This window comes from Streptomyces sp. CB02980 (assembly GCF_014451325.2).
GTDB lineage: Bacteria > Actinomycetota > Actinomycetes > Streptomycetales > Streptomycetaceae > Streptomyces.
Window position 1 is genome coordinate 402,690 of sequence record NZ_JACSCH020000004.1, and the last position, 14,322, is coordinate 417,011.

The 14,322-nt window shown below is 73.1% G+C and carries 12 protein-coding genes and 1 pseudogene; 8 read left to right on the top strand and 5 right to left on the bottom strand.

What is annotated here, in order from left to right; all coding sequences use genetic code 11:
* Positions 1–4 precede the first annotated feature (4 nt).
* Positions 5–637: a DUF4240 domain-containing protein gene (locus tag E0F75_RS12050; RefSeq protein WP_229312646.1), complete on the top strand. Its 633-nt coding sequence runs from the start codon at positions 5–7 to the stop codon at positions 635–637.
* A gap of 46 nt (positions 638–683) precedes the next feature.
* On the opposite strand, the gene E0F75_RS12055 is transcribed toward E0F75_RS12050, so the two are convergent.
* Both E0F75_RS12055 and E0F75_RS12060 read right to left on the bottom strand, forming a co-directional pair.
* Entirely contained in the window at positions 684–1,568 is an 885-nt protein-coding gene (locus tag E0F75_RS12055) for a lytic polysaccharide monooxygenase (protein ID WP_187622499.1), read from the bottom strand.
* 189 nt (positions 1,569–1,757) lie between these two features.
* A complete protein-coding gene (locus tag E0F75_RS12060) occupies positions 1,758–2,588 on the bottom strand; it encodes a lysozyme (RefSeq protein WP_187622500.1) in 831 nt (276 codons plus the stop codon).
* A 265-nt stretch (positions 2,589–2,853) separates the two neighbouring features.
* Here E0F75_RS12060 and E0F75_RS12065 point away from each other — a divergent pair, with 265 nt between their 5' ends.
* Complete coding sequence (locus E0F75_RS12065; protein ID WP_187622501.1) at positions 2,854–3,363, top strand: MarR family winged helix-turn-helix transcriptional regulator; 510 nt, start codon at positions 2,854–2,856, stop codon at positions 3,361–3,363.
* Between the two features lie 199 nt (positions 3,364–3,562).
* Here E0F75_RS12065 and E0F75_RS12070 read toward each other — a convergent pair whose 3' ends face one another.
* Positions 3,563–4,354 (bottom strand): protein phosphatase 2C domain-containing protein, encoded by a 792-nt coding sequence (locus E0F75_RS12070; protein WP_187622502.1) that lies wholly within the window; start codon positions 4,352–4,354, stop codon positions 3,563–3,565.
* 371 nt (positions 4,355–4,725) lie between these two features.
* Here E0F75_RS12070 and E0F75_RS12075 point away from each other — a divergent pair, with 371 nt between their 5' ends.
* The 6 genes from E0F75_RS12075 to E0F75_RS12100 all read left to right on the top strand — a co-directional run bounded on the left by E0F75_RS12075 (position 4,726) and on the right by E0F75_RS12100 (position 11,588).
* Positions 4,726–7,680, top strand: a complete 2,955-nt coding sequence (locus E0F75_RS12075) for a nitrate- and nitrite sensing domain-containing protein (RefSeq protein ID WP_187622503.1) — start codon at positions 4,726–4,728, stop codon at positions 7,678–7,680.
* On the top strand, positions 7,677–8,168 hold the full coding sequence (locus tag E0F75_RS12080) for a roadblock/LC7 domain-containing protein (RefSeq protein WP_187622504.1): 492 nt from the start codon (positions 7,677–7,679) through the stop codon (positions 8,166–8,168). Before E0F75_RS12075 ends, E0F75_RS12080 begins: the two co-directional genes overlap by 4 nt.
* Positions 8,165–8,587, top strand: coding sequence for a DUF742 domain-containing protein (locus E0F75_RS12085; RefSeq protein WP_187622505.1), 423 nt, complete (start codon positions 8,165–8,167; stop codon positions 8,585–8,587). Before E0F75_RS12080 ends, E0F75_RS12085 begins: the two co-directional genes overlap by 4 nt.
* Entirely contained in the window at positions 8,568–9,317 is a 750-nt protein-coding gene (locus E0F75_RS12090) for an ATP/GTP-binding protein (RefSeq protein WP_374115393.1), read from the top strand. The genes E0F75_RS12085 and E0F75_RS12090 overlap by 20 nt, the downstream gene beginning before the upstream one ends.
* A 38-nt stretch (positions 9,318–9,355) precedes the next feature.
* Positions 9,356–10,591, top strand: coding sequence for a styrene monooxygenase/indole monooxygenase family protein (locus E0F75_RS12095; RefSeq protein ID WP_187622506.1), 1,236 nt, complete (start codon positions 9,356–9,358; stop codon positions 10,589–10,591).
* Between the two features lie 466 nt (positions 10,592–11,057).
* Positions 11,058–11,588 (top strand): DUF6584 family protein, encoded by a 531-nt coding sequence (locus E0F75_RS12100; RefSeq protein WP_187622507.1) that lies wholly within the window; start codon positions 11,058–11,060, stop codon positions 11,586–11,588.
* Positions 11,589–11,908: 320 nt separating this feature from the next.
* On the opposite strand, the pseudogene E0F75_RS12105 reads toward E0F75_RS12100, so the two are convergent.
* Both E0F75_RS12105 and E0F75_RS12110 read right to left on the bottom strand, forming a co-directional pair.
* Positions 11,909–12,838 (bottom strand): annotated as a pseudogene (locus tag E0F75_RS12105) (MFS transporter); the annotation flags it as partial.
* 45 nt (positions 12,839–12,883) lie between these two features.
* Complete coding sequence (locus E0F75_RS12110; RefSeq protein WP_187622508.1) at positions 12,884–14,281, bottom strand: C40 family peptidase; 1,398 nt, start codon at positions 14,279–14,281, stop codon at positions 12,884–12,886.
* Positions 14,282–14,322 lie beyond the last annotated feature (41 nt).

The window sequence follows — 14,322 nt, forward strand, 5'->3', positions numbered from 1 at the left end:
ACGCATGAACGAAGACGCCTTCTGGGCTCTCATCGACGAGTTGAGCCGCCGCACCGGAGACCTGGATGAGCGGACGGAGTGGCTGCGCACGGAGCTGCTCCGGCGCCTGGCCGCCGAGAGCGTGGAGTTCCAGGTGCGCCTCGACGACGCGTGCGAGGTCGCGGGCACCCGCGCGCTGTGGCGGGCGGCGAACCGGATCGAGAGCGGAGCCTGCACCGACGACGGCTTCCACTACTTCACCCTCTGGCTGGTCGGGCAGGGGCGGAAGGTGTACGACTCGGTCGTCGCCGACCCTGACGCGCTGGCCGACGCGCCGGGGATACGGGCCCTGGTGGGCCGGCACCGGGACGAGTGGGACGACGACGAGTGGCCGGAGTGGGAGGGGCTGGACTACGTCGCGCAGGACGCGTACGACGAGCTGACCGGCCAGGAGGACGACCACGGCGAGGAGTTCGACGACGCCGTGGACGAGCGTGCCGAGGAGCTCGCGGACGAGCTCCAGGGGGACTTCGAGGGTGAGCAGGGGGGCTTCGAGGGGGAGTGGGAAGAAGGCGGCGAGGCCCGGGGGTCTCGTCCGGAGGGGGTGGCGATACCCCGGCTCACCGCCCTCTTCCCGCTCGGTACGTCCGGCTCCTAGGACTCTCGGGACCGCGCCCCGGGAGCCGGACGGTTCCGGAGGGCTCCTAGGAGGCCGACGAGTTCCGGCGGCGGCCCAGGAGCAGGCTGCCCGCGCCGAAGGCGGCGAGGGCGCCTGCGCCCGCGAGGGCCATGGGCAGCGGCGAGGAGGGGGTGTCGGCCGTCTCGGCGGAGGGGGCCGGGGCCTGCTCGTCGCCGCCGTGGCCCGCGTGGCTCACGGTGGAGAGGGACGCGCCCGCCGCGATCTTCGCCTCGCTCGGTGCCTGGGCCTTCGCCGCGGCCGGCTGCGCGGCCGCACCGCCGAAGGTGACGTCCGAGCAGCTGTAGAAGGCCTCGGGGCTGTCGTTGCGCTGCCACACCTTGTAGACGATGTGGCGGCCGGTGCGGGCGGGGAGGTTGCCCGTGAAGTTGTAGTAGCCGTCGGTGGCCGTGCGGGTGGTGTTGTAGACGGCGACGGGGGTCGCGTCCAGGTCCGACCACTTCAGCGGTTGCGTGGGGTCGAAGCCCGGCTTGGTGATGTAGACGGTCATGGTGCCGGAGTGGGCGGCCGTCACCCGGACCTTGAAGGCGAAGCTGCCCGCCGCGACCGCCGTCGCCGGCCAGTCGGTGCGCGCCCAGTCGAGCGCCCGGTACTTCTCGCGGTTCGCCGAGCAGAGCTTGCCGTCCGGGATGAGGGCCTGGTGCTGCCCGGCGGCGTTGGCGATGTTGACCTCGTTCCAGTCGTAGAGCGGCTGGGTGCCGGAGTCGGCGACGAGGTCCTTGCACACCTGTGACTTGGGGGTCTCGGGACCCTCCGCGTAACAGGCGGCGACGCGGCTCACGGGGTTGAAGACGGCTCCGTGGGCGCCGGCGGTGGTGGGGGTGAGCGTGACGAGGGCTGCGGCGGCGGACAGGGTGGCGACGCCGGCGGCGGTGCGGCGGGTGGCTTGCATGCGGGGGCTCTCTCTCGTGCGTGGGGGAGGACGGACGAGCAACGCGCGCTGAGCGCACGGAAGTTGAATCCCGGGCGATCGCCGTAGAGCCTCGCATTGGTCCATACCAATAAGCAAGGGGGAGGGCCGGAAAAGCCGAAGCGACCCCCGGGGTGCCGCACACCCGGGGGCCGCCGTACGCGGGAGACGTCAGCCGTTGGCGAGCGCCTGCACCCGCGAGAGGTCGCCGTTGAAGTGGTTGTGGTCGCCGACCGTCGGGCCGGAGGAGGTGTACTGCCACATCGTGTAGTACTGCCAGCCGGCCGGGAGTTCGCCCACGGACGCGGCGTACCGCGCGATCCACAGCGGGTTGGTCGTGGCGAAGGCGGAGGAGTTGCCGGTGCACTGCGTCCACCAGCTGGTCGCCGTGTAGATGACGGCGTCCCGGCCGGTCCTGGCCTTGTACCGGTTCACGAAGTCGCGGATCCAGGCCACCATCCCGGCCTGGGACTTGCCGTAGCAGGTCGCGCCGTACGGGTTCCACTCGATGTCGAGCACGCCCGGCAGCGTCCTGCCGTCCTTCGACCAGCCGCCGCCGTTGTCGACGAAGTAGTCCGCCTGGGCCGCGCCCGTCGTCGTGTCCGGGGTCGCGAAGTGGTACGTGCCCCGGATCATGCCGACGTTGTACGAGCCGGTGTACTGCTGGTTGAAGTAGGTGTTCTTGTAGTAGGTGCCCTCCGTCGCCTTGACGTAGGCCCACTTGACGCCGCTGTTCCACAGGGTGGACCAGGCGACGTTGCCCTGGTGGCTGGAGACGTCCACGCCTTCGGTCTGGACGGCCTGGGCGGAGGCGCCGCCGGGAGCGCTGCCGCGCCCGTCGTGCGCGAGGACGCCCATGCCCATGCTGGCGGAGCCGCGCGGGGGTGCCTTGTGGACGCCCGGGTCCTGGGCGGCTCCGGCGGACGCGGCGAGGGGGATGAGGAGGGTCAGGGCCGCGAGCGCGGCGCCGGCGAGGGTCGTTCCGGATCTGTGCACACGCATTGCGTGCCTCCGAAAGGATCGGTGGGGGGAGCGATGTCGACGGTCCTGGACGCCCGTCCGGCATTCATGGTGTGGACATGTCAGCAGGGCGTCGTGGACGACGCTACGCACGTAGACCCGGCCCATGGAAGGGGGCCTGGATACCGCCGTTGGTCTACGCCTGCGAAATACTGGAAGAGCTGCGGCGATGGCCTCGGCCGAAAGAAACTTTCAGCGGCCGGAAAGCCGTCGGCGGGTCGCCGGAGAACGTGTGAGAGGTGCTGACGTGCACGGAAGCGGTACGGGAAATGAAGGCGGGGTCCCGCCGACCGTCGGCGGCGAGCCCCTCGCCCCGTCCGGCGGGGTCGACCGGGAGTTCCTGGCGCTCGAACGCGAGTTCGCGGTCTTCCTGCGCCGCGCCCGTGCCCAGTCCGGCGAGATGGCCCGTGAGGTCCACCCCGAACTGGAGCCCGCCGCCTACGGCCTGTTCGTACGGCTCGACGACGCCGGCCCCCAGCGGGCCACCGAACTCGCCGGGTACTTCGGGGTCGGCAAGGCGACCATGAGCCGGCAGCTCCGGGCCCTCGAAGACCTCGGGCTCGTCGCCCGCGACCCCGACCCCGCCGACGGACGCGCCTCGCTGGTCCGGCTCACCGAGGAGGGCCGGGACCGCTTCCGGCACGTCCGGGACGCGCGGCGCGAGCGGTACGTCCGCAAGCTCGCCGACTGGGACCGCGCAGAGGTCGCCGAACTCGCCCGCCTCCTGAACCACTTCAACGTCCGATCCGAGGGCTGAACGGGCCCGTGCGGGCCGCCGCCGCTCGGCGGAACCCGGTCCAGGAGCGCCGCCGCCGCTCGGCGGGCCGCCGGGCTCAGTGGCGCCGCCGCGACTCGGCGGACCACGGGCTCCAGCAGTGCCATTGCCGCTCGGCGGGCCCCAGGTCCACCAGCACCACCGCCGCTCGGCGGCCCCCAGCCCCACCGGCACCGCCGCCTCAGCCGGCGCCCAGCTCCACCAGTACCGCCGTCGCGTCGTCGTGCAGCTTCCAGCGGCGCGTCCCGCCGGCCGACCCGTCCGCCGCCTCCAGGGCGCGCACGCGATGGAGCAGCCCGAGCGTGCCCTCCTTGCGCAGAACGCCGAAGCAGTCCGTCCAGTCGCCCTCGCCGAACAGCTCCACCCAGCGGCTCGCCCCGTCCGTGAGCGCCGCCAGGGCCCGTACCTCCGCGCGCGGACTCGTCCCCGTCACCGCCCGCCCGGCGACCGCCGGGTCGGCCGCCGCCGTGAAGAAGCCGCCCTCCCGGTTCCGCAGCCGGTCCGTCGCCGCCAGGGACCGCAGGATCTCCTCGGGGACGCGGTCGAGCCGGTCGTCCAGCACGGCCCGTACGGCCCCGTCCGGCGACTCCAGGAGGAGCGCGGAGTCGGAGAGGACGAGGTGTTCGACCGAGGTCTCGTCCCAGCGGGCGAGCACGACCGTCGCCTGGGGCGTACGTACGTGAGAAAGGTCACAGGTGCCCCGATGGGCGTCCGCGGTGCGCCGGATTGCCCGTGACAGGATCTCGGACAAGGGCATGTCCCGGCGGGAAGCGGACAGTTCGGTCAAAGATCCGCCGAGGCGCGCGGTGAACCACGGCACCGTGTGCACACAACCGTCATCGCCGACCGGTGGTGTGACGCCGTCGAGGAGGACGACGGTTCCCCCGCCGCCCGAGGCGGGCAGGGCGGCGGCCACCCAGTCCTCGTTGGGGTGTTCGGGGCTGCCGGGGAGGGTGGCGACGTCGCTGCGCATGACCACCAGTGTGCCCGGAGCGGCGCACCTTCCGGGTGTACGTCTTCACCGGACCTGCAAACGTGCGGAAATGGCCTGTACCAACCCGGCGGAGGACCCCGGGCAGCCGGAGCCGCGGGCTCCGGGAAGCTGCGGGCGGGCATCCTGCCAAAGCCCGCGCGGAAGATCCAACCGGGGCCCTTCGGGGCCTCCTCGGCCCGCCCGGAGAAGTTGTTCGCCAACTCAGGAGTGTTGTTCACTCGTTCGGGTGGCGGAGCGGCCGATGCGCGCCCCCTTCCCAGAAGCGCTGGAATGGTCGGAAGCCGTACCAGGGGTGGGGGCGCTCCATGTGACCGGCCGTCACCTCTGCTTTGTGGGCGGACGAATCAAGAATGCGAGCACCGGTGCAGATGAAGCGGCCTCGGAGCAAGAACGGCACGCGGAGCCAGACCCCCGGTGCGGTGCCGACCCCGGACGGCGCCGCGGCGCCCACCGGCAGCGCCCCCCACGGCACCACCTCCCCCGGCAGCGCCCCCGCCGGCCGCCCCAAGCGCGTCCGCAACCGCCTCGTCGCCGGCGTCGCCCTCGTCGGCATCACGGTCCTCGTCGCCGGAGCGCCCGCGATCCTCGCCGCCTCCACCGAGCTCAACGACTCCCAGAGCCTGGTCACCCTCGCCGAACTCGACCGGCAGGCCGTCACCCTGGCCCACTCGCTCGCCGACGAGCGCGACGAGGTCGTCGCCTACATCGCCGCCGGCCGCGACGCCCAGAGCGGCGACGCCAAGCACAGGCGCCAGATCACCAGCACACGATCGACCCGCGTCGACCGCCAGATCGACGAGATCCGGCCCGCCGCCTCCGCCGAGCTCCGCCGCGACCTCGCCGGAGTCCCCTCCGTCCGCCGGTCCGCCCTCACCGGCAAGGGCACGGCCCTGGAGGCCCACCGGGCGTACTCGGAGGTCATCACCAAGCTCCAGGCCCTCGCCGACGAGCTGGCCGACAAGACCCCGGCCCGCGCCTCCGACACCGCGCTCACCGAGGCCACCCGCGCCCCCGCCGCCCTCGGCCGCGCCGTCGAACAGGCCTCCGCCACCCGCGGCCTGCTCCTCGCCGCGCTCTCCGTGCCTCAGCCCGAGCCCACCGGCGAAGTCCACTACGACGCCGAGACCGGCACCTACGTCCCCGACGTGCCCGAGGGCGCCGCCGAGGCCGACCGCGCCCGCGACACCCTCACCGCCGCCGCCCAGCTGGCCCGGGTCCGTGAGCTCGCCGCCCTCGGCGACTTCGACCAGGCCGCCGGCTCCACCGCCCGCGACTCCCTCGCCGCCACCGTGGCCGGCCCCGACGTCAAGAGCGCCGAGCGCTCCCTCGCCTCCCTCACCGACCAGCCCCGGCTGACGGAGACCGAGCGCGAGACCGACCCGGCCGGGCTCGAGGCCGCCGTCTCCGCCCGCATCGAGCAGATGCGCGGCGTCGAGTCCGCCCTCGCCGCCGAGCGGGTCGAACGCCTCGGCGCGCTCCGCGACGACGACGTCACCGCCCTCGAACTGCGCATCGCCTTCCTCGGCGGCTGTCTGATCGTGGCGATCGGCATCTCCACGTACGTCGCCCGCACCCTCACCCGGCCGCTCGCCGTCCTCCGGATCGGCGCCGCCCGGCTCGCCGCCGCCCCCGAGCCCGGCGCCGAGGAACTGATCCGCTTCACCGGCCGCAACGACGAGTTCGCGCAGGTCGTCCGCTCCCTCAACACCCTGCACGGCAAGCTCGCCGGCCTCGCCGCGCACACCGAGCGGCTCACCGACGACCGGACCGACCTGGTCGCCGTCAAGGAGGCCCTCGGCGCCGAGCTCGCCACCCAGCGCGCCGAACTCCAGGGGCAGGTCGCGCTCCTCACCGCCGACCTCGAACGGTTCAGGAGCACCGTCCACCACACCTTCGTCAACCTCTCGCTGCGCAGCCTCGGGCTCGTCGAGCGACAGCTCGGCGTCATCGAGAAGCTGGAGGAGCGCGAACAGGACCCGGACCGCCTCGCGACCCTCTTCAAGCTCGACCACCTGGCGACCGTCATGCGCCGCCACAGCGAGAACCTCCTCGTCCTCGCCGGGCACGAGCACGTCCACGGCCACGCCGGGCCCGTCCCGCTGGTCGACGTGCTGCGCGCCGCCGTCAGCGAGATCGAGCGGTACGAGCGGGTCACCATCCAGTCCCTGCCGCCGCACGCCCAGATCGCCGGCTTCGCCGCGGACGACCTGAGCCACCTCATCGCCGAACTCCTGGAGAACGCCACCTCCTTCTCGCCGCCCGACGCCGAGGTCCAGCTCTCCGGCTGGCTCCTGGAGTCCGGCGAGGTGATGCTCTCGGTGCAGGACGCGGGCATCGGCATGACCGCCTCCCGGCTCGCCGACCTCAACGCGCGCCTGGCCGAGGCCGACCCCGCCGCGTTCGACGGCGAGGGCCTCGGCATGCGGGTCATCGCCCTGCTCGCCGCCCGCCACGGCGTCCGCGTCGAGCTGCGCGAGCAGCAGCCGGGCGGCACGGCGGCCGTCGTGGTCCTGCCGCAGCCCCTGCTCCCCACCGCCCTGCCGACCACCGTGACGGAGCCCGTACGGGTGGCGGGCGCGGCACCCACGCTCCACCTGCCCGGCTCGGTCGCCGAGGCCAACTCCAACACGCTGCCGTCCCGGAACCGCGATCCCCTCGTCGAGGCGGCGGAGCGGGCGTTCCTGGAGGCCGAGGTGACGGCGGCGAGGGAGCAGCGGGACCAGGAGCCGGAGCCCGAGCGGGAGCCGGCGGAGGCGCCGTACGACCCGGAGCCGCAGGAGCGGTACGGGTCGGAGGAGCGGTACGAGCCGGAGGCGCAGTCGTACGAGCCCGAGCTCACCCACGACGAGCCCGCCCCCCTCGGCGAGAGCGTCTCCGAGACCACGCTCCAGGTCCGGCTGCCCGACCCGCCGCCGGAGCCGGACGCCCACGAGCGCACGGCGGACGTCACCGCTCCCGCCCGCCACGAGGAGCCCTGGGCTCCGCAGACTCCCGCCGCCCCCGAGCCGGTCACCGACCAGCCGGTTCCCGGGCCGCGTACCCCGCAGTGGGAGCGCGTCACCGACAAGGGCCTGCCCAAGCGCACCCCGCAGGTGGCCCGCCCCGCCGGCCCCGCCACCACGACCCCCCGTCAGGGCGGCGTGGACGCGGAGGCCCTGCGCCGCCGCCTCGGCGGCTTCCACCAGGGCGCCAAGGCCGGGCGCCGCGACGTGGAGGCGGAGATGGAGACGGCGCGGATAGATGACGTAAGGACTGCACGTACAGAGGAGATGACGGGGGACACAGTCGAGGAGGCACGCAGTTGACCGCGACGGGAACGTTCGGACTGAGCACGGAAGCCCGCAACCTGCAATGGCTGCTGGGGAATCTGGTGGAGGAGGTGCCCGGGGTCCACTCGGTCACCGTCGTCTCCTCCGACGGCCTGATGCTGCTCTCGTCCGACCCGGCCGCCCAGCAGACCACGACGGCCGCCGCCGAAGCCGGCCGTCCGAACGGGCCGCGCGGCTCCAGCGCCGACCTGGCCACCATCGTCTCCGGCATCGGCAGCCTGACCATCGGCGCCGCACGCCTGATGGACGGCGGCGGGGTCAAGCAGACCATGGTGGCGATGGAGGAGGGCAGCGTCTTCGTCATGTCGATCAGCGACGGTTCGCTGCTCGGCGTCCACGCCACGCCCGACTGCGACATGAGCGTGGTGGCCTACCACATGGCGCTCTTCGTGGGCCGCGCCGGTCACGTACTCACCCCCGAAGTCCGCAGCGAGCTGCGCAAATCGATGGAGAGCACCCAGTGACGTCAATTTCTTCGGGGTTCCACGCCCACCGGCTGCCCGTACGAGGAGATGGACGCCGCCCCGCGCGCGTACGCCCGTACTCGCTGACCGGCGGGCGGACCCGCTTCGGCCATGTCCTGCTCGTCGAGACCTTCGTGGCGGCGCTCGAAGCGCCCGCCGTGCGCAAGCTCCTGACGGACGGCGGGCCGGGCGCCCGCGGTCTGATGCCGGAGATGCGGGCCATCGTCGAGATCTGCCGCCGGATGCGGACGGTCGCGGAGATCTCGGCGCTTCTGAAGATGCCGTTGGGGGTCGTCCGGGTGCTCCTCAGCGACCTGGCCGACCAGGGAAAGATCCGTGTGTACGGGACCGGTCACGGCACCGGGCAGCCCGACCGCGCGCTCCTCGAAAGGGTGCTGAGTGGACTCCGTCGTCTCTGACGCCTCCGCCGTCTCCGATGCCGACACCGGATCACCGGCGGTGACGGGCATTCCCGCGCAGCCCCAGGCCCCCGCGGCCGACCTGTTCCAGCGGGATACGACCGCATCGGCCGCGGCCGCGTCGGCCACCGCCGAGCCCGACGCCGAGGACGGCGCGCAGGACTGGCAGCTCGACCACACCCGCGCCCCGATCGCGACGAAGATCGTCGTCGCGGGCGGCTTCGGCGTCGGCAAGACCACCTTCGTGCGCGCGGTCTCGGAGATCACCCCGCTCCAGACCGAGGCGCTGATGACCCGGGCGAGCGAGGAGACCGACGACCTCACCGCCACGCCGGACAAGCTCACCACCACGGTGGCGATGGACTTCGGCCGGATCACCCTCGACAACGACCTGGTGCTGTACGTCTTCGGTACGCCGGGACAGCAGCGTTTCTGGTTCATGTGGGACGACCTGGTGCGCGGGGCGATCGGCGCGATCGTGCTGGCCGACACGCGGCGGCTCACGGACTGCTTCCCGGCCCTCGACTACTTCGAGAGCTGCGGGCTGCCGTACATCGTGGCCGTCAACCACTTCGAGGGCACCGAGCTGTTCGAGGCGGACGACGTCAGGGAGGCGTTGACCGTGCCCGCGCACGTCCCCGTGGTGATCATGGACGCGCGCAAGCGGTACAGCGTCGTCGAGAGCCTGCTCGCGATGGTCGCCCACGCGCTGGAACACACCCCCGAATAGATCGCTCAGCTCTCCCCGTCACGCCAGGAGCACCACCCATGCGGAAGATACTCATAGTCGGCGCCGGCCAGTCCGGTCTGCAGCTCGCCCTCGGACTCCAGTCGTCGGGGTACGAGGTCACCCTCATGTCGAACCGGACGGCGGACGAGATCCGGGCCGGCCGGGTCATGTCCACCCAGTGCATGTTCGACACCGCGCTCCAGCACGAGCGGGACCTCGGCCTCAACTTCTGGGAGTCCCAGGCACCGCGCATCGAGGGCCTCGGCGTCTCGGTCGCCGCGCCCGACTCCGCCCGCGCCATCGACTGGGTCGGCAGGCTCGACGGGTACGCGCAGTCGGTCGACCAGCGGGTGAAGATGGCCGGCTGGATGGAGACCTTCGCCCAGCGCGGCGGCCAGCTGGTGATACACGGCGCGGCCGTCAGCGACCTGGACTACTTCTCGCGCAGCTACGACCTGGTGCTCGTCGCGGCGGGCAAGGGCGAGCTGGTCTCCATGTTCGGCCGGGACGCGTCCCGTTCGCCGTACAGCGAGCCGCAGCGCGCGCTGGCCGTCGCGTACGTCCACGGCCTCGGCCCGCGCCCGGAGCACCCGGACTTCGACGCGGTGCGGTGCAACGTGGTGCCGGGTGTGGGCGAGCTGTTCGTCATGCCGACGCTGTCGACCGGCGGCCGCGCGGACATCCTCTTCTGGGAGGGCGTCCCCGGCGGTCCGCTCGACGCCTTCAAGGGCATCAAGGACCCGGCGGAGCACCTGTCGCTGACCCTGGAGCTGATGGAGAAGTTCACGCCCTGGGAGTACGCGCGGGCCACCAAGGTCGAGCTGACCGACGCGGGCGGCACCCTCGCCGGCCGGTACGCGCCGACGGTCCGCAACCCGATCGGCCGGCTGCCCGGCGGCGGCCTGGTCCTCGGCGTGGCCGACGTGGTCGTGGCCAACGACCCGATCACCGGCCAGGGCTCGAACTCGGCGTCGAAGTGCGCGGCCGCGTATCTGGCGGCGATCGTCGAACAGGGCGACAAGCCCTTCGACGAGGAGTGGATGCAGTCGGCCTTCGACCGCTACTGGCAGACCGCGCAGCACGTCACCAAGTGGACGAACGCGATGCTGGCGCCCCCGCCGGAGCACGTCCTGAACCTCCTGGGCGCCGCGGGCGGGCTCCAGCCGGTCGCGAACCGCTTCGCGAACGGCTTCAACGACCCGTCGGACTTCGAGAACTTCTTCTTCGACCCCGAGAAGACGAACGCGTACCTGGCCTCGGTCGCCGGCAGCTGACAGGCCGCTGACCTGTGTCGGAGCGGTTGCCGTCGGTGGTTGTCGGTGACCATCGGCACCCCTCCGACGGCCCACGGACGGCCCGGACCGCCTCCGAGCCGCGCGCCGGCCGGTAGTGCCCGCCTTCGGATCTCGTCACCCCGCCCTCTGCCCGTCAGCGGTCCGCTGACGGGCAGAGGCGTCGCGTGTTCCCGGCAGAGCGGTCGAGCGGCAGGATCGAGATCCCGCCGCCGCTGCCTCCGTTGCAGCCGTTACCGGTGATGACAGTGGGGTCGCTCGCCGAGTCCCTGAGGGGCACGTTCGACCACTGAACGGTGGCAGTGTTGGTGACGTTGCAGGGGGCGTCAGTGGCGATGTTGACGGCCAGGTCGAAGGTGTAGGTCGCGTCCGCTCTCGCAGTCCACCGCGGTGGACTGCGGTCGTAAAACGGATCGAGTTGTCCGCCCCCGTGCTCGATGATGTGTCCATGCCTCAGTCGAACACCCTGGCTCGCGTGGACGCCGACCTCGACGCCGGGCGGGTCCCCATGGCGCGGCAGCGGCTGCGTGGGCTGGTCTCGTCGTTTCCGTACGACCTGACGCTGCGGCGCCGGCTCGCCGAGGTGTACCGGCTGTACGGGGACGCGGCCGAGGCGGGGCGCTGGATGTACCTCGAAGAGGACCGGGACGCGGAGGAGACCGCCGCCTTCGAGAAGCGCTACGGGACTCCCGGGTGGCGGATGAAGGCCCTCGCCTGGCGCGGGCCCGAGGCGCCGGCGGCGACCTCCTTCGCCGCCGAGCAGCTCGCCGCGGTGCGGACCGCCTGCGCCGAGCGGCTCGGGCACCCCGTCGACTGGGACGACCCGGAGTCCTACGCGGCGGACCGGGGCGAGGAGGCCGACGCACCGGAACCCGGGGGCTGGACGCTCGCGGGAGTGGTCGCGGGCGCCGGCGCCCTCGCGGGAACCGTCGTCATGGTGGGCGTCTGGGTCCTCGGGGTCATCTCCCTCTTCTCGTAGCGCCCGGCGGCCTCCGCCCGGCGGACCGCCCACGGCGCCAGCAGACCCGTCAGGGCGAAGAGTGCGCCGACGAGGTACCAGCCGGGACGGCCCCAGCCGATGCACAGCGCGATGAGCAGGCCGGGGCCGACCGCCTCGGAGAGGCCCGCGCCGAGGCCGAAGACACCCAGGTACTGGCCGGTGGCGCGGGGCGGGGCGAGGGCGTACGACACCTCGAAGCCGCCCGCGGAGTGCCACAGTTCGCCGATCGTGTGGACCACGACGGCCGCCAGGAGCAGGGCGACCGCCACCGCCACCGGTGCGCCCGCCGAGAGCGGGACCAGCGCGCAGGAGACGAGGAACGCCGCTCCGGCGCGACGGTAGGCGCGGCCGCCCGCGCGCGGCGAGTCGATGCCCCGGCTCGCCCGCACCTGGAGTCCCACGACGATCACGGTGTTGGCCAGCATCGCGCCCGAGACGAGCCAGTGCGGGGCGCGGGTGGACCCCACCAGCCACAGCGGGATCGCCACCGTCAGCACCTTGAACTGCATCGCCATCACCCCGTCGAGCGCGGTGAGCGCGAGATACGGCCGGTCCCGCAGCGCGATCCACCGCGGCCCCCGGGCGACGGGCGAGGGCGCCACCGGCGGCAGCAGGAGCAGCACGACGGCCGAGGCCCCGAACGCCAGCGCGTTGCCCAGCACGAGCAGTTGGTACGCACCGAGCGTGCCGACCTGGACCGCCCAGCCCGCAAGGAGAGCGCCCAGGGAGATGCCGACGTTGGTCACGGCCCGCAGATAGGCCCGGAACTCCTGCGGCCGCTCCCCTCCGTAGTGCCGGACGAGCGGCGCACGCGCGGCCAGTCCGGCGGCCTTCGCCCCGGTGGCCGTCGAGACCGCGAGCACGAACGGCCAGAAACTGTCCGCGAAGACGAAGGTCCCGGTCGCGACCGCCTGTACGGCGAGCGTGGCCACGTACACGCCCCGCGCCCCGCACCGGTCCGCGAGATGGCCGACCCCGATCCCCACGGCGAGGGAGAGGGTCCCGGCGATACCGAGCCCGAGTCCCACCGTGGCGGCCGACAGGTGTACGGCCTGGGTGAAGTACAGGACCCCGGCGGTCAGGAAGAGCCCACTGCCGACGGTGTTCACGAAGTTGGAGACGGCAAGGGTGCGTTGGGGGCCATTGGGGGGTAGCAGTCCGGGCATGGCGGGGCTCCGCGTCCGTTCGGGCAAGATGCGGCGAGTAAGGACCCGAACAGCTTGTTGCATATTACGTGCGAGGGCAAGAGGGGTGTGTTGCAGGGCAGTTGACGCTCAGCCGCGGTCGTACCCCTCGTCCCCGCCGTCCCTCGCCCCCGCCGGCAGCACCGGCGGGGTGTACGCGGCCAGGACCTCCCCGTGCGGATCCGGGCGCACCGCCCCGAGTAGCGGGTTCGCCGCGATCGGGGAGACCTTCACCTTCCCGCCGGGCCGCGGCGCCTGCACCACCAGGCCCTCGCCGAGATAGACCGCCACATGGGTCGCGCCGGGGAAGTACACCACCAGGTCCCCGGGACGGAGCTCCGCGAGCGGCACCCGGGGCAGCGTCGCCCACTGCTCCTGGCTCGTCCGCGGCACTTCCAGGCCCGCCGCCGCCCACGCCTGCTGGGTGAGCCCCGAGCAGTCGTACGTCTCCGGACCCTCCGCCCCCCACTCGTACGGCTTGCCGATCTGACCCACCGCGAACCGCAGCGCCTCCGCACCCGCCCCGGACGGGCTGCGCCGGCCCCCCAGGACGCCCGAGTCGAGCAGCTCGCGCTGTGCGCCCGCCGTCTGGACCCGCTCCAGCTCGGTGAGCCGGGCCAGCTGCTCGGGAGAGAGCGACGCGAGCAGCTTCTCGACCTCCGTGAGCCGGGCCCGTACCTCGTCGCGCCGGGTGCGCTGCGTGGCGGCGAGGGTCTGCTGCCGGTCGAGCGCCTTGCGGGACGCACTCGCCAGGCTGCCGGCCTGCCGCTCGGCCTTCTCGAGCCGCGGCACGGCCGACGCCCGGTCCCGGGAGGCCCGCGCCATCAGATGGCCCTGGTCGAGCGCCGACTGGGGATCCGGCGCGAACAGCAGCCGCAGGTAGGAGGAGAACTCGGACCCGCCCCGGTACTGGTCCCGGGCGATCCGTCCGGCCGCGGCGCGCCCCTGCGCCAGCGCGGTACGGGCGGCGGTGAGCCGGGCGGTGACCCTCTTGGTGTCGGCGGTCTGGAGCTTCAGCGCCTCCTCGGCGGCGTTGAACCGCTCGGTCGCCTCCTCGGCCTGCTGGTAGAGCGTCCGCATCCGCGTGAGCAGGGCGGTGACGGAGTCGCCGCCGGGGGGAGGGAGGGCGGCGGCGTCGTCGGCGTCGTCGGTGGGGTCGGTGGGGGTGACGGGGGTGACGGGGGTGACGGGTCCGGCCGGGTCCTGCGAGGCCGCCGTCTCAGCCGTCTCGCCCACCTCAGCCGTCTCGCCCGCCTCGTTCGTCTCAGCCGTGGAAGACGTGGGTGCCTTGGGTGATGTGGTCGTGGTCGCGTCCGGGTCAACCGGTTCCACCGGTTCCGCAGCCGGATCCGCCCAGGCGATCGGTGCCTCCACCGGGGGGTCGGCGGGTGGCTCCGGAGCGGCGGCGCCCGCCGGGAGGACGCCTGTGAGGGCGGTCGCGGCGGCCAGGGCCCCCGTGCAGACCGTTCGCAGCAGCCTTCGCGACACGTCACCACCTCCACGGGGATGATGACGCGTCACTTCATGTG

What these genes read in the sequence shown, in the direction of transcription:
- E0F75_RS12050 (WP_229312646.1), top strand. Translation starts at nt 5, where the DNA reads ATGAACGAAGACGCCTTCTGGGCTCTCATCGACGAGTTGAGCCGCCGC.
- E0F75_RS12095 (WP_187622506.1), top strand. Translation starts at nt 9,356, where the DNA reads ATGCGGAAGATACTCATAGTCGGCGCCGGCCAGTCCGGTCTGCAGCTC.
- E0F75_RS12075 (WP_187622503.1), top strand. Translation starts at nt 4,726, where the DNA reads ATGCGAGCACCGGTGCAGATGAAGCGGCCTCGGAGCAAGAACGGCACG.
- E0F75_RS12060 (WP_187622500.1), bottom strand. Translation starts at nt 2,588, where the DNA reads ATGCGTGTGCACAGATCCGGAACGACCCTCGCCGGCGCCGCGCTCGCG.
- E0F75_RS12070 (WP_187622502.1), bottom strand. Translation starts at nt 4,354, where the DNA reads ATGCGCAGCGACGTCGCCACCCTCCCCGGCAGCCCCGAACACCCCAAC.
- E0F75_RS12055 (WP_187622499.1), bottom strand. Translation starts at nt 1,568, where the DNA reads ATGCAAGCCACCCGCCGCACCGCCGCCGGCGTCGCCACCCTGTCCGCC.
- E0F75_RS12100 (WP_187622507.1), top strand. Translation starts at nt 11,058, where the DNA reads ATGCCTCAGTCGAACACCCTGGCTCGCGTGGACGCCGACCTCGACGCC.